Source organism: Mycobacterium rhizamassiliense (assembly GCF_900157375.1).
In the GTDB taxonomy this organism is placed as follows: Bacteria; Actinomycetota; Actinomycetes; order Mycobacteriales; family Mycobacteriaceae; genus Mycobacterium; species Mycobacterium rhizamassiliense.
The window spans coordinates 4,466,876-4,481,497 of sequence record NZ_LT721901.1 but is presented as its reverse complement, the minus strand read 5'-3'; the positions used below and the strand labels follow the sequence as shown (position 1 = coordinate 4,481,497).

The following is a 14,622-nucleotide window of genomic DNA, read 5'->3' as shown; positions in this document are numbered from 1 at the left end:
CCCTGAACTGATGGCCCACGCAAACACAGAACGGCCGGACCGCAATCTGGCGGCCGATTTCTACCGGGTGTCGGGCGTGGTGCTGATTGTGCTGGGGCACTGGCTGGCCGGGTCGGTGACCTATCACGACGGCCAATTCGGCCGGCAGAACCCGCTCGTGGATCTGCCGTGGACGCAGTGGCTGACCTGGCCGTTCCAGGCGGTCCCGACGTTCTTCATGGTGGCCGGGTATGCCGGCGCCGTGTCCTGGACGCACCGGCGCGACGGCGACGGCGTCTCGCGGCAGAACTGGTTGCAGCACCGACTGGCCCGGGTGCTCGGCCCGACGGCGGTGTACGCCGTTTTGATGGCGGTGCTGGTGATCGTTCTGGATGCCCGCGGCTTCTCCGCATCATTGCTGGAGTACGCGGGTTGGGCGGTGGCGATGCACCTGTGGTTCCTGGCCGTGTACCTGGTGGTGGTGTCGCTGACACCGATTGCCATTGCCGCACACCGCCGTTGGGGGCTGCTGGTGCCGGCGGCACTGGGCGTGGGGGTTGCCGCCATGGACGTCGCCAGGCTCGCCGGTCATGTGCAGTACCTCGACTGGGTGAACTATGTGCTGGCGTGGGGGGCGCTGTATCAGCTCGGAATTGCCTGGCATGGTGGGCTATTCGCGGGTCGGCGACCGGTGCTGCTGGCCGGCGTGTCCGCGGTCGCCCTTGCGCTGTTGATATGGCTGCGGGTCTATCCGGTGAGCATGATCGGGGTTCCGGGCCAGACGATCGACAACACGACCCCGCCGACCGTGGCGCTGTTGGCGTTCGGTTGCGCGCAAACCGGAATCGCGATGGCGCTGGCGCCCGCCCTGAACCGCGCGCTGCGCGCCGCGAACGTCCGGCGGATGCTGGCCATCGGCAACAACAACATCATGGCGCTGTACCTGTGGCACATGATCCCCGTCGTGATCGTGGCGATCATCGGATACCCGGCGGGGCTGTTGCCGCAGCCGCCGGAGGGCACCGCGCAGTGGTGGCTGGCCCGGCTGGAGTGGGTGATCGTCCTCGGCGCCGTGACGCTGGTCGAGATGGTGCTGTTGTGGTGGGGGCGAAGGATTTTCGCGGCCCCGCTCCCCCTGCTTGGTATCCCGGTCACCGAACGGTGGGCCGAACCGGTCATGCTGGCCGGCGCCGCGATGGCGGCCTACGGCCTGTCCTTCACGGCCGCCCAGGGCTTCGCCCCGGACGGGCACCTCGCCTGGCCGACCGTGATCGTCTTCGCCGTCGGCACGTTCCTGGTGGCGCTGCGTCCGACCCGCGTTCTGACGCGGCGATAGCTACCCGTGGGCGGGCAGCACGTGATCGGCGATCTTGTCGGTGGACAGGCACAGGCATAGATCGTGAGGCTTTAGTCCATAACCAGCGGGGACAGAAGACACCGGTCCTACCGCCGCTGCAGCCGCGCAATGGTCCAGAACGGCAATGCGACAAACAGCGCGCCGCCGATCAGGTTGCCCACGGAGGTGATACCGATATTGGTCAGCAGGCCGTCGTCGCCGAAGCCCCAGGTGATCCCGGTACGGCGGGCAGCCGGGTGAAAAAGGTTGAGTAGCAACGGGAGGCCTAGGAATCCCACGTTGGCGATGACGTGCTGGGTCCCGCCGATGACGAAGGCGAACGGGCCGTAGAACGCAAAGGCCATCCGCGCGACGTCGCTGCGCGCCTTGAAGTACATGCACATCGAGGTCTGCAGGAACCATGTGCAGACCACCGCGAGCAGGAAGGCGGTCCAGACAGGCTGGCCCGCCTTCAGGGCGCCGACGGTGGCCGCCCGCTCGGCGAAAGCACCCAGGTAAGGGCCGCCGGCCGCTCCGCAGATGGTGACGAATACCAGGGCGCCCGCGATGTTGCCAACCAAGCCGACAGTCACTAGGAACACATAGGTGCGCAACCTCATGATGCGATTAAGCAAGGCTAGAAACCCGGCGGCCATGTCCGCGGTGATCAGCGACATGCCCGACACCAATATCAGCACGAACGACATGCCGAACGCCAAGCCCATCATGAGGCTGGCAATGCCGGGTGTCTTGACACCGGTGCTCACCATCAACGCCAGCAGCACTCCGAACGCTACCATCGCGCCGCCCACCAGCGAGCGCATGAAGAATACCCAGGGATGCGCTGCCTTTTCCACGGCCATGGCAGCGACCCGATCCACCATGGCACCGACGCTGAGTGGCTCGAACGGGTCTTGGTCCAGCTGGCTGACGGCGATGTCAGAAGGCAAGCCGGTCAACGGGTTTTGCGTCAAAACTTGTCTCTCTTGCTGTGGTGCCTGCGCGTCGATCGTCATCCCTGTTTTCCGTCCCTGAAGTCGTTTATGGCGTTGACGACCCCCACGATGTGTTTCTCGCTGAGCTTCTCGCCATCAAAGACATGATTGAGGAGAACTTTCAGGTCGAGCATCTGTTGCAGATAGACCAGACATGGCGGGCAATCCTCGAGGTGTTTGGCCACGATCGGTCCCCACTGGTCCGGATTCGAGTCGACCAGTTCGTCGACCATCCGGACGAAGTCGACGCAGTCGATCGCGGGAACTGTCTTGTCGTAGAAGGTCATTGGCGGTACCACTTCTCCAGTTCATTGCGGAGGTTGCCCCGGGCGCGGTATAACAGTGCGCGCTGCGCCTCGGCGGATAGGTCAAGGATCTCGACTGCTTCTTCCGCAGAAGTGCCGACCAGGTCGCGCAGGATGACGAGCTGGCGCTGCCGTTCTGGCAGCGCCTCGAGGGCCGCCCGCACGTAGCCGATCAACTCTTGCGCCACGGTTCGGTCCTCCGGCAAAAAACGCCGCGACGGAGGAAGGCTCCAATGCCCGGCATCGGGGTGGCCCGCGGGATGCATGCGCCCCGACAGTGGGTCGGTGTCGACAGCGGCGAGCACCTCGTGATCGCGGATGCGGGACTCGCGGCGCCGGTGGCGCGACGCAGTGTTCTTGACGATGCCGAACAACCAGGTAGCCACCGACGAGCGGCCCTCGAAATTGGCGGACGACTGTAAGACCTGCACCCACGCCTCCTGCACCGCTTCTTCAGCCACCGTCGCCGAACCCACCATCGTGCGAGCGAAATTCACCATTGGCAGGTGAAAGTCGCGAACCAAATTGGCCAGCGGTATCCCGCCGACCAAATGCTGGGTGCCCTCCGGCGGCACCGCCACCGGAGTCACCATCGACCCGCACTCAGGCGCATCTTCCAAGTTCCCAGCGCAATTGCGCCTCCGATGGCGACTGCACGGGGATGAACGCAGCCTCCCGGTAGCGCCGACTGGCCGAAGTCCGGCTTGCATAACCCTTGCCGCCAGCGGTGCGAATCTCTAAATCTGCGCTGGCGCTTGATAGTTCGGCAGCGGCAAGGCGCAGCGACAGCAATGCCTTCTTGGTGGGCGGTATCGGCCCACCAACAGCGGCGGCCAAGGTTGCCAACATCGTCTCCGCCGCGGCGAGCTTCTCCACAATTGAATCGACGTCGGCGGTGAAGACCTCGTTGACCCCGGACAGCGATAGCTTGCTCTGTTGCACCGTGGTTCTGGTCAGCCCCAGGCACATTGCCGACTGCAGTACCAGAAACGTCGGTCGCACCGCATGTAGAAACGCATGAAAGTCCTGAGATAGCACGTGTTCTGAGCTGACATAAGCATTTTCCAGCCGTAGATACGACGACGCGGTGCTCCCCATCGCCAATAGGTCGAAGTGATCACCGATCACAACGCCGGGGGTATCCAGCGGAAGCGCCATGATCAACATCTCGCTGGCTTCGGTACGCGCTGCGGTAACCATCATGGAGTCGGGATACAAGTTGCTGGCCCACCTGATCGAACCGCTCAGCCGATAGCCTCCGTCGACCGGTGCAGCGGTCAGATCCAGGCCGCCGCAGCCAGCCGCTTCCTTGAACGCCGAAGCCATGCCGCTCACCCCGAGGCTGGTTCCGGAAAGCATCGGCCGGGCTACCGCCAAGGCGAAGGGTGTTGCGGCCGTGAGCAGATACTCCACTGCCATTCGGTTGGCCCACACCGAGAATCCCGTGCTCATGCACTCCCCCGAGATTTCGGCGACGACGGCGGCCATCTGCGGTAGCCCGCCGTCGCTGTTTCCCGGGGCCCCGAGACCGAGGAGGCCGGCAGCACCGAGCCGACTGAAACTGCGGCGGGACGTGTCCTCGCCGCGGTCCAATACGCCTGCATGGGCACGGATGTCGCCAATAACTCGGGATCGAGCCGTTTAACTGCGGCGTCCACGATTGCGGTCACGGCAATGCCTCCCGTTCGCTGTGCTTCCATCTGTAGTCGAGGAACTTTCCATCGAAGGTGACGATCACCCGGTCGCCTTCCGGGTCGGGACGCCGTTGGACGTCCAGCTGAAAGTTGATGGCGCTCATGATGCCGTCGCCGAACTCCTCGTGGATCAGCTCCTTGATGGCAGGCCCGTAAACCGACAGCGCTTCGTGGAAGCGGTAGATCGTCGGATCGGATGCCACCGCCTCGCCGCTGCCCCGATACGGCACCAGCTGCAGAACGGCGACGGCCTCGTCGTCGAGTTCCAGCAACTCGGCGACGATCGCGGCCTGCTCGGCCGATAGCGGATGTTGCCCGAGCAGCGCGGCCACGGTCCACGCACGGTCCGTCCCGATCGACTCGGCGATTTTCGCCCAGCTCAAACCGTGCTTGACCCGCGCCAGCCGGATGATGTCCGCGAGTTGCGCCTTCGTCAATGTCCTTGTCACCGTGAGTCTCCCGTCCGCTACTCCTAGCCGATGGCCAGGGTCGAACCCACGCTCACCGGGTTGGTGAACGTGTTCACCACCGGCGACCAGGCGATCGCGCAGTCGTGGATCTCCTTAAGCGTCGCATCATCGGCATCGCCGGCCAACGACACCTTGCAACGGACCGCGCTGAAGCCGAGCACCTTGTCATCCGGGGTGTCACCGACCCCCCACACCGCGGAAATATCGATGTCACCCTCCATCTCCACCTCGATCTTGGTGAGCGTGACGCCACGGTGTGTGGCATTGGCCAGCAAGCCCACGGACACGCATGACCCCAGTGCCGCCAGCGCCGTCTCCGAGGGGTTGGGCGCCGAGTCGTCGCCCAGCAGCGCTGGCGGCTCCCCCACCAGCATCGGCGCCAGGTCACGCACATAGGTCATGTTGCGGAAGCCGTTCTCGCATACTGTCATGGCCTTCAGTGTCTTCTTGCCGGTCTGGGGGTCGGCCTTGGCGTTACAGGACAGCCGGTCAAGGGCGTCAGCGTCGATGACGAGCGCGTCGGTCATGAAGTTCCTCCCGTTCTCAAAACAACTATCTTTGGGCCTTCACGGAATTAGTGCCCGCGGGACCCGATGCGTGACGGAAGAGGAGATTGATTTACAGAGACGACACGAAGCACGACCTGCCTGAAACATCGCGCGCGCCGCACACGACGAGCGGCAGCGGAATATTGCTCAGCTGAACAGGCTCTGCCCGATGAAGTGGCCTTCTTCGGGAGCGGGCGGTATCGCGAAGATAGCTGAGCCGATGTGCCGGATGTATTCGTTGAGTAGGTCATCGGCGCCGAGCCGGGTCTGCAATCGAATAAAATCGTTGGGATCTTTTTGGTACGAGATGAACAACAGGCCGGCGTTGAGTTGGCCGTTGGCGTCGAGGCCGTCGGTGTAGTTGTAGGAGCGCCGCCGGATCATGATGCCGTCGTTGTTCTCCCTGGCCGCCAGCCCGACGTGGGACCGCAGATCGATGAGCAGGTCGCCGTCGGGGCCCTTGGCGGCGAAATTCGGTGTATCGAATTCGGCCCTGCCGCTCAGCGGCGCGCCTTCCTCCTTGGTGCGGCCAAAGATCCGCTGCTGATTGCCGATCCGGTCGACATCCCACGTCTCGAGGAGCATCCGGATCTTGCGGACGACCTGGTAGGTGCCCCCGTTCAGCCAAGGCTGGTCGCTGTTGTCCACCCAGACGAACCGGGAGTACTCGGCGTCGCTGGCGATGTTGCGGGTGCCGTCCTTGAACCCCAACAGGTTTCGCGGGGTGAACTGGCCGGGACCGGCCGAGGCGCGGCCAAAGCCCAGCACCGCCCAGAAGGGGAACACGATGTTGCGGCCGAGGCGGGCCAGGTTGCGCACGGCGTGGTAGCAGACCTGCGGATCGTCGGCGCAGGCCTGCACCGACAGGTCGCCGCCCTGCAGCCGGGGATCGAGATTGTCGCCGTTGAGCGGGGGCAACTCGGTGAAGACCGCGGGCCGCCGCCCGGCAAGCCCGAACCGGTCACCGAAGAGCGACGGGCCCAATCCGATCGTGACGGTAAGGCTCGCCGGGCTCAGCCCGTAGGCTTCCCCCGTGTCGGTCGGCGGCTGCACCTCGACCTGCGGCTGCACCATGCCCACCGGCTTTCCCTGTTGCAGGACGGCCCCCGCCGCCGACCACCGTGCCAGCAGGGACTGCAGGTCCGATCGACTGGCGCCGGCGGCCAGTGAGAAGGACATGAAGACGGCGTAACGCTGTGGGAGCGTGGCGATTCCGCCCTGATGGCCCTGGCCGTAGAACGGGTAGCTGCGGCGCAGGTCGACGTTGTCGTTCTCGTCGGAGCTGCGGGCCGCCGCGGTCGAGTAACCGGCGAACCCGCCACCGGCGGCACCGACGGCGGTGCCGGCCAGCCCGGCCAACACGGTGCGCCCGAGCATCGACCGCCGCGACACCGCCGCGGAATCGGTTGGCGCCTCGGCCTCGTTCCCGGTTTCCGGCCCGGCCGGTTCGTCGTCCGCCGTCGTCAATTGGCCGAGACGACCTTTTGAGCGACGGTGGACAGGCTCTGATGCAGCGGCTGGATGACCGCGGTCAGCTTCGGCGCGTCGCTGGCCCGCAGCGCGGGTGTGTACGTCCGGTAACCGCCCAGCGCCGCCGGGTCGCGGTAGCCGTCGAGCACGCCGAGCACCGCCTGGAACTGTTGATCGATCTGCTTGACCAGACTCTCGTCGATCTTGAGCAGCCCGGGCCGCAGCGAGGCGTAGGCCTGCTGAGCGCCTTCCACGTTGCCGGAGAAGTCGACCAGGTCGATGTGGCTGAAGGCCTCCTCCTCGCCGGTGATTTTGGTGTTCTGCACCTCTTCGATCAGGTCGCTGGCGCCGTTGGCCAAGTCCTCGGGCTTGTACTGCAGCGTGGCGACGATGCCGTTCAATTTGCCTACGTTGCTGACCAATTCGGTACTCAGCAACTTCGTGCCGGGGGTGATGACGTTGCCCTGCCACAGGTCACGTTCGATGGCGTGGAAGCCCTTCCACCCGACCTTCGCGTCAACCGGGGTGGACGCGCGCATGTCGATCAGGTAGTCCAGGCTGCCGGCATTGTCGCCGGCGGCGAACCCGGGCAGCACGAAGCCCTCCACGCTGGACTCCGAACGTTCGTAGAACAGCCGGGCTTTGGCGTAGGCGACTTTGGCGGCGGCGACGTTGCCCGACTGCACGGCGGCATCAAGGCTCTTGACACCGTCGTTGAGCTGACCGATCTGACTCACGATGTATGCGGCGTAGTCCTTGGTGCCCTGGCTCAGGATGCTCGCCACCGTGCCCGTCGGGCCGGCCGGCGCCTGACCCGTCACGGTCAGAGCCTGATACTCGGTGCTCGCGCCTGGGCAATACACCTGATACGAGCCGCCGTTCAGCGTGACAGTAAACGACACCGGATCCAGCCCCGGCGCAAGGTTTTCCTTCTCCCCAATGATCCGTTGATCCCGGAGCAGCTCCATCTCGGTGATTCCCGGCGCGTTGGTGTTCGCCACCGTGAACGTGACGGGCCCGGCCGGCACGCTGCTGGTGTCCAGCGCGCAGCCGTCCTTTCCGCCGCTGTTGGACATCGAGACCTTCACGGCGTTCGTCCCGCCGGCTTTGGCCGTACTTGACGGGCTCGACTGGCTGTTCGAGTGGCCGCACGCGGCGAGCGGCAACACCGCTGCCGCCATCAAAGCCGTTGCAGTCCACCAGTATTCACGAGACCGGCACGTTGCCGGGACGATGCGACTCGCCATCAACCGAATTCCTCTCATCCTTTTGCCTGCGGCCGTTGCGCACCGAGGCTATCGCCGAAAACGCGCAAGCCAGCGCAAAACCCGCTATTACCAATGGAAGCCAGACGTTCCAGAGGTGCCGGTCCGAACGATTTCGTTGGTCGGCGATGATCTGCGCGGCGGCCGAGCGGTCGTCGGCGCTGGACGTGGACCAGTCCGTCGGTAGCCCGCCGAGGCTGACCGTCTTGGCGCCGGTCAGCCCACCGCCGGTCAGCATCGCCGTGCGGTTGCTCGTCGCTCGCGCACTGACCACGCGGTCCCCTTGTGCGAGCACGGTATACGCGGTGGTGGTCGACCATTGCCCTTGGAACGGCCCCGGAGTGCGGCCAACGGCAAGGCCGACCGGCAGCCGGCCGCCCGCCATGGCCAGCAACTGATCCAACGTGACCGCCGGCGCGCCGTCGGCCCCGGCTACCTCCGAAGCCTGCCATAGCTGTACCGGCAGGCCGTCCACGGTTTGGTCGCCCGCGGGGACAAGCAGGATTCGCTGGGCGGTCGGAGCGCCGTCCAGTGCGACGGAGAGCTCGCGTCCGTGCGGCCCGTTCTCCATCGACACCTGCGAGATGTGGCCGGAGCGGTCGGTGACGGTGCGTACCCGCGCGCTCGGTGACGAATCACCGGCCGGCGTCGAGATCGCCAATATGGCCGCGACGATCAGCAGGATCGCCGCGGTACCGGCCAGCAGTCGAGACCGGTTGCGCGCGGTCAGCCGCGCGGGCAGCAGAAAGACGATCAGCACCGGCACCGCGTAGAGCAGCCAGCCGAGCACTTCGATAAGGCGTGGGTCCGACGGAATCCCGAACACGCCGGTGACCAACGCGCCCAGCACGGACTGGTTGGGCATCCAGGCCGACAGGTCGAGCACCTGTCGCTGGCCGACGGTCACCCAGCCCGCCTCGTGGGCGGTGCGCAGCCCGCCCAGCACCAACCCGGCGGCGATCAGCACCAAGAACACGCCGGTGATGCGGAAGAACCGGGCGAGGTTGAGCTTGAGGCCGCCGTAGTAGAGGGCGGCGCCGAGCGCGACGGACAAAGCGATCCCGGCCGCCCCGCCGCACACCGCCAGCCATCGGTTGCCGTGCGACGTCTCGGCGGCCGCCAACAGGAACACCGAGGTCTCGAAGCCCTCCTTGAGCACCGCGAGGAAGGCCATGACGACCAGGGCCAGTGCGCCGCCGCGGTTGAGCGCCTGCTGGGCCTCATGCTCGAGTTCGCCCTTGAGCCGGGCGGCGTTGCGGTTCATCCAAATGATCATGGAGGTCACGAACACCACGGCGATGGCGTCGATGACCGTCTCCATCATTTCCTGCTGAGCCTGCGGCAGCGTCGCAGAGAGCAAGTCCAGCCCGACGCCAATCGCGACACTGATCAGCACCGCCAATGCGACGCCGGCGAACATCGGACGGGTGGGGTGGCCGTTTCGCTTGAGGAAGGCCCCGACGATGCTGACGATCAACGTCGCCTCCAGGCCTTCGCGTAGGCCGATGAGGAACGTGCCGAGGAAGATGCCGAATACGCCCTGCATGTCCGATCCCTGTCCCGCGGATCGGGACGTCCGAGTTAGCCTAACCTAACCGTCGGCGCTGGTTAAGGCGTTCGTCCGCGCCCGCATTCGTCACGCGCCCGGCTGCGTCACAAAGTCGATGAGCTCTTCGACTTTGCCGATCAACGCCGGTTCCAGATCGTTCCAGTCGCGCACGCGCGAACGGATGTGCCGCCACGCCGCGGCGATGTCGGCCTGATTTGCGTGCGGCAAACCGAGGGCCTGACACGCGCCGCGCTTCCACTCGATGTGGCGCGGCACGTTCGGCCAGCCCGCCATGCCGAGCCGCTGCGGCTTCACCGCCTGCCAGATGTCGACGTACGGATGCCCGACCACCAACGTGTCCGGCCCGCCGGGCCCGCGCCTTACCGCCTCGGCGATCCGCGCCTCTTTCGACCCGGAAACGAGGTGGTCCACCAGCACGCCAAGGCGCCGGCGCGGCTCGGGACGAAACTCCTCGACGATGCCCACCAGGTCGTCCACCCCGCCGAGGTACTCGACGACGACACCCTCGATGCGCAGGTCCTCGCCCCACACCTGCGCGATGAGCTCGGCGTCGTGCCGGCCCTCGACATAGATCCGACTGGACCGGGCCACCCGGGCGCGCGCATCGCGTACCGCGACCGAGCCGGAAGCCGTCCGGCCCGTGCCGGTCGGCGCCGCGCGCCGCGGAGCGGTCAGGATCACCGGGCGGCCCTCCAGCAGGTACCCGGGCCCCAGCGGAAAGCCACGGACGTGGCCATGGCGGTCCTCGAGCTGGACGCGACCGTACTCGACCCGAACCACCGCGCCGACGTAACCGCTCTCGACGTCCTCGACGACCAGGCCCGGGTCAGCCGGGTGCTCGGTCGAGCGGGGCTTGCGCCGACCCGCGGCCAGAACGTCGGTGCCGTAGCGATCATCCACGCGGCAATACTAGAAAGGCTTGCGCCTAAACGCCGTTACGGCGCGCCAGGCGATTGCACCGGGCCGCCGCACGCCGATAGGTAGTCGTCGTAGTTCCACGTCTTCAGGAAGCCTTGGCCCGCTTGCAGTCCGCGCTGATACAGCGCCTCGCGCTGTTCATCGGTGATGCCGAAGTCGATCGGGCTCACCTCGTCGGCGGGCACGAAGATGGTGCGGCGCACGGTGCAAGGATCGTCGATGTAGGCGTTGTCTTGATTGCTCACCAGGCTCTCGATCGCCGCTATCCCCAACGACACCGGACCATGCACCGGATGCGTGGGCGGGATGCCGGGGCGGGCGGACAGCCGGATGCCGAAGGTGGGCCAGCGCGGTCCCGGGCGGTCGAACAGGTCGACGGGGAAATCGGATAGCAATCCGCCGTCCACCCATGTCGCGCCGCCGACGCGGACCGGCTCGAACACGTAGGGAATCGCGGCGGACGCGTGCACCGCGCGTGCCACCGGAAAGGTGTCCGGGTCGATGCCGTACGAGCGCAGATCCCAGGGGATGCGCACCAGCTGGCGCCGCGACAGGTCGCTGGCGGTGACGACCAGCGACCAGGCGAACTGGTCGGGCTCCTCGCCGGTGCGCAGGTCGGCGAAGGTGTGCACCCCGAATTCCGCGAGGAGATCGGTCAGCAGCTGTTGCAGGTAGGCGCCCCGGTACACCCCGTCGGACAGCAGCAGCGACAGTCCCCCGCCGATCAGCGGGATGTGCCCAACCAGGTTGCGGTCCAGGATCTTTCGATAGTCGATGTTGCGCATGATCTCGGCCAGCCGGCTGAGCGGTTCGCCGGATTTCTGCAGGGCGGCGACCAGGGAGGCGACGATCGCGCCGGCACTGGTGCCGGCGACGCGCGGAAACCGGTAGCCAGCGGCGGCGAGGGCATCCACCGCCCCCACCAGGCCGATGCCCCGGACACCACCGCCTTCGCAAACCAGATCGACCGAGTCCAAAGTGGCCCCCTACCAACCAAATTCAACCTGCCGGTGGTGCAGCAAAGACGCTCTCCGCCAGCATACGCCGGCACCACGCCCGGTAGGCGTCGGCGCTCCAACCGCCGCGATGGGTCATCCGCAGATAGGTCTCGGCGCTGCAGAGCACCCCCGCCGTCTCGACGAGTTCGTCGAACGGCACGTCATCGCGCAACCAGCCCCGATCGCGGTGCACGTCGAGCACCCGCCGGACCTGCCCGTTGATGCCGGCGATGAACTCGGTCAGGTAGCGATCCAGCTTGGGGTCGGAACCGGCGCCGCTGAGCAACGCGGGCGCTAGTCTTGCGGTCCGCTCGTGCACATCCGTGACGAACGTGACGATAAAGTCCAGCGCCTCATCGAGGTCGTCGAGGGCGATCATGGTGCGGCCGACATCGAGATTCAGCAGATTTTCTTCACCGGCCACCCCCACCCCGGCGTACTCGATGGCCGCGATCAACAGGCGCGCTTTCGTCCCCTGCCCCTGCACTGTCTCAGCCGAAACACCCGCCGCGGCAGCAATTTTCGCCAATGTGGTGCGCTCATAGCCATCGGCGGCGAACAGTTCGGCCGCCGATGCGAGCACCCGCGTTCGAGTGAGCCCGGCCTGCTGTTGGCGCAGCGCCGATCGATAGGTACGCGTCTTGGCGGATATTGACTCCGGTGCCATAGTAATGAATACTACGCGATACCAGTCGGGGGCGACAGGCGGGAGCGGCAAGTGTCATCGATCGTCTTCGCCAGCATTCCGGTACATGGGCACATCACGCCGTTGCTGGCCGTCGCCGAGAAATTCGTCAAGCGCGGCGACGACGTGCGCTTCGTCACGGGCTCGCGTTACGCGGATAAGGTCGCGGCCACGGGCGCATCATTTGTGCCGCTGCCTCCGGAGGCCGACTTTGACGACCGGAACATCGCCGAGAGCTTCCCCGAACGCGCCCGGTTGAGGGGCCTCAAGGCGGTCGCCTTCGACATCGAAAACGTCTTTTCCCGACCCGCCAAGCTGCAGTACGACGCCATCGACGCCGCCATTGCGGCGCAACCCGCCGACGCTGTGCTCGCCGAGCAGAATTTCCTTGGGGCCGCGTTCCTGCTCGCCCACCAGCGCGCCGCGCGCCCAGCGGTCGTCATTTGTGGCGTCATTCCGCTGTGCATCGACAGCCGCGACACCGCCCCCTTTGGCATGGGGCTGCCGCCGGCACGCGTCTTGAACCGGCATCGCAACGCCGCGCTGGCCCCTCTGCATCGCCGAATCCTGCGGCAGGGCAACCGAACACTCAACGACCTTCACCGGCAAGTGCACGGGCTCGATATGCCGGACACAATGATGAATTGGTACCGGCGGGCCGACGCGTTCGTCCAGTTCAGCGTCTCCGCGTTCGAATACCCCATGTCCGACACACCTACCGCGCTGCATTTTGTCGGGCCACTGTCCGCTGCCGGTTCACGGATTCCACTGCCGGACTGGTGGGGCGAACTCGACGGGACACGCCCCGTCATCCACGTCACTCAGGGCACGTTTGCCAATGGCGACTACGACCAGGCGATCGCACCAACGCTGCACGCGCTTGCCGACGAGGACGTTCTGGTCGTGGTCGCGACGGGCGGTCGACCACTGGACACGTTGCCCCCGCTACCCGGGAATGCGCGCGCCGCGAACTACCTGCCCTACGACGAATTACTGCCGCGTACTGCGGTTTACGTCACCAACGGCGGCTACGGCGGCGTCCAGTACGCACTGCGCTACGGCGTGCCGATCGTCGCTACCGGTGGCAAGGAAGACAAGCCGGAGGTTGGCGCCCGCGTCGCGTGGTCAGGCGTCGGCCGGCGGATCAGAAGTGAACGACCGACCGCGGGTGCGCTGCGCCGCGACATTCTGGCGGTGCTGCACGAGCCGCGCTACCGGCAGGCAAGCAAGCGCATCGCCGCCGACATGGCCGCGGCACCGGGCTTCGCCGGATTGGCCGAGGTCGTCGACGGATTGATCGCCGACTCCCCTGCGTCACACGGAGATCCGGCGGCCGTCGACGCCGAAAAAGTGTAGGTGCCCGGGTTCGGGGTGCAGCCGCACCCGGCTGCCCTTCTGCGGCGGGTTGCGGCCGTCGGCGCGCGCCACGACGTTTTGCGCAATGACCTTGCCGCCGTCGGCGAAGCGGCCGTACAGGTAGGCGTCGGCGCCGAGTTCCTCGACCACGTCGACTTCCATCTCCACGCCGAGGGTGCCCAGTTCGAAGTGTTCCGGGCGAACTCCGACAACGATTTCGCTTGCCCCGCCCGCGATTTCACGCGGTAGTTGGATGGGCCAGTCCCCCAGCAGCACCGTCGAATCGACGATGGGGAGGGTGAACAGGTTCATCGCAGGCGATCCGATGAATCCGGCGACGAAGACGTTGGCGGGGTTGCGGTAGAGCTCGCGAGGCGCCGCGAACTGTTGCAGCAGGCCGTCGCGCAGCACCGCGACGCGGTCGCCCATGGTCATGGCCTCGACCTGGTCGTGGGTGACGTAGACGGTCGTGGTCTCGAGCCGACGCTGCAGGGCGGCAATCTGGTTGCGGGTCTGCACCCGCAGCTTGGCGTCGAGGTTCGACAGCGGCTCATCCATCAAGAACACCTGGGGGCGGCGCACGATCGCGCGCCCCATCGCCACCCGCTGCCGCTGGCCCCCGGAGAGGTCTTTGGGCTTGCGATCCAGATACGGTTGCAGGTCAAGCAGTTTCGCCGCGTCCAGCACCCGCTCGGCGATCTCGGCTTTCGGGGTCTTGGCTATCTTCAGCGCAAAGCCCATGTTCTGCGCCACCGTCATGTGCGGGTACAGGGCGTAGTTCTGGAAAACCATCGCCACATCGCGATCTTTGGGATCGACGTTGGTGACGTCGCGGTCGCCGATCCGGACACACCCGGAGTCCAGCGACTCCAATCCGGCCACCATCCGCAGCGACGTCGTCTTGCCGCATCCGGACGGCCCGACCAGCACGACGAATTCGCCGTCGGCGACGAACAGGTCAAGGCCGTCCAACGCCGGCCGGTCGGTACCCGGAAAGCACCGTGTCGCCTGCTCGAAGCTCACCGAAGCCATT

At 66.2% G+C, this 14,622-nt stretch carries 14 protein-coding genes and 1 pseudogene; 2 read left to right on the top strand and 13 right to left on the bottom strand.

The genetic code is table 11. The features are described from left to right. Window positions 1-10: 10 nt before the first annotated feature. A complete protein-coding gene (locus MRAB57_RS21580) occupies window positions 11-1,315 on the top strand; it encodes an acyltransferase family protein (RefSeq protein ID WP_077089153.1) in 1,305 nt (434 codons plus the stop codon). Window positions 1,316-1,422: 107 nt separating this feature from the next. On the opposite strand, the gene MRAB57_RS21575 is transcribed toward MRAB57_RS21580, so the two are convergent. From MRAB57_RS21575 to MRAB57_RS21520, 12 genes and pseudogenes are all read right to left on the bottom strand, one after another. Next, window positions 1,423-2,331 carry a formate/nitrite transporter family protein gene (locus tag MRAB57_RS21575; protein ID WP_077089152.1) on the bottom strand — a complete coding sequence of 303 codons (909 nt, stop codon included), beginning with the start codon at window positions 2,329-2,331 and terminating at the stop codon, window positions 1,423-1,425. Continuing rightward, a complete protein-coding gene (locus MRAB57_RS21570) occupies window positions 2,328-2,597 on the bottom strand; it encodes a hypothetical protein (RefSeq protein WP_077089151.1) in 270 nt (89 codons plus the stop codon). Before MRAB57_RS21570 ends, MRAB57_RS21575 begins: the two co-directional genes overlap by 4 nt. Then, on the bottom strand, window positions 2,594-3,208 hold the full coding sequence (locus MRAB57_RS21565) for an RNA polymerase sigma factor (RefSeq protein ID WP_077089150.1): 615 nt from the start codon (window positions 3,206-3,208) through the stop codon (window positions 2,594-2,596). Before MRAB57_RS21565 ends, MRAB57_RS21570 begins: the two co-directional genes overlap by 4 nt. A gap of 10 nt (window positions 3,209-3,218) precedes the next feature. Next, a pseudogene (locus MRAB57_RS21560) lies at window positions 3,219-4,285 on the bottom strand (acyl-CoA dehydrogenase family protein). Beyond that, a complete protein-coding gene (cynS, locus tag MRAB57_RS21555; protein WP_077089149.1) occupies window positions 4,282-4,758 on the bottom strand; it encodes a cyanase in 477 nt (158 codons plus the stop codon). Before cynS ends, MRAB57_RS21560 begins: the two are co-directional and overlap by 4 nt. Before the next feature lie 23 nt (window positions 4,759-4,781). Continuing rightward, the gene (locus MRAB57_RS21550) at window positions 4,782-5,306 is read right to left on the bottom strand and encodes an OsmC family protein (RefSeq protein ID WP_077089148.1); all 525 of its coding nucleotides are present in this window, start codon (window positions 5,304-5,306) and stop codon (window positions 4,782-4,784) included. A gap of 168 nt (window positions 5,307-5,474) precedes the next feature. Further along, on the bottom strand, window positions 5,475-6,704 hold the full coding sequence (locus MRAB57_RS21545; RefSeq protein WP_083743640.1) for a Dyp-type peroxidase: 1,230 nt from the start codon (window positions 6,702-6,704) through the stop codon (window positions 5,475-5,477). Between the two features lie 86 nt (window positions 6,705-6,790). Next, a complete protein-coding gene (efeO, locus tag MRAB57_RS21540; protein WP_173814046.1) occupies window positions 6,791-7,966 on the bottom strand; it encodes an iron uptake system protein EfeO in 1,176 nt (391 codons plus the stop codon). A gap of 37 nt (window positions 7,967-8,003) precedes the next feature. Continuing rightward, window positions 8,004-9,608, bottom strand: coding sequence for an iron uptake transporter permease EfeU (gene efeU, locus MRAB57_RS21535; protein WP_077089146.1), 1,605 nt, complete (start codon window positions 9,606-9,608; stop codon window positions 8,004-8,006). Between the two features lie 90 nt (window positions 9,609-9,698). Further along, window positions 9,699-10,532, bottom strand: a complete 834-nt coding sequence (locus MRAB57_RS21530) for a DUF3097 domain-containing protein (protein WP_077089145.1) — start codon at window positions 10,530-10,532, stop codon at window positions 9,699-9,701. 35 nt (window positions 10,533-10,567) lie between these two features. Then, window positions 10,568-11,527, bottom strand: coding sequence for a patatin-like phospholipase family protein (locus tag MRAB57_RS21525; RefSeq protein WP_077089144.1), 960 nt, complete (start codon window positions 11,525-11,527; stop codon window positions 10,568-10,570). A 22-nt stretch (window positions 11,528-11,549) separates the two neighbouring features. Continuing rightward, window positions 11,550-12,131 (bottom strand): TetR/AcrR family transcriptional regulator, encoded by a 582-nt coding sequence (locus MRAB57_RS21520; RefSeq protein ID WP_157900649.1) that lies wholly within the window; start codon window positions 12,129-12,131, stop codon window positions 11,550-11,552. Window positions 12,132-12,266: 135 nt separating this feature from the next. Between MRAB57_RS21520 and MRAB57_RS21515 the strand changes: the two genes are divergently transcribed. After that, complete coding sequence (locus MRAB57_RS21515; protein ID WP_077089143.1) at window positions 12,267-13,589, top strand: glycosyltransferase; 1,323 nt, start codon at window positions 12,267-12,269, stop codon at window positions 13,587-13,589. Here the strand turns inward: MRAB57_RS21515 and MRAB57_RS21510 are convergent. Then, a complete protein-coding gene (locus MRAB57_RS21510; protein ID WP_077089142.1) occupies window positions 13,548-14,621 on the bottom strand; it encodes an ABC transporter ATP-binding protein in 1,074 nt (357 codons plus the stop codon). The genes MRAB57_RS21515 and MRAB57_RS21510 overlap by 42 nt on opposite strands. Between the last annotated feature and the right edge of the window lies 1 nt (window position 14,622).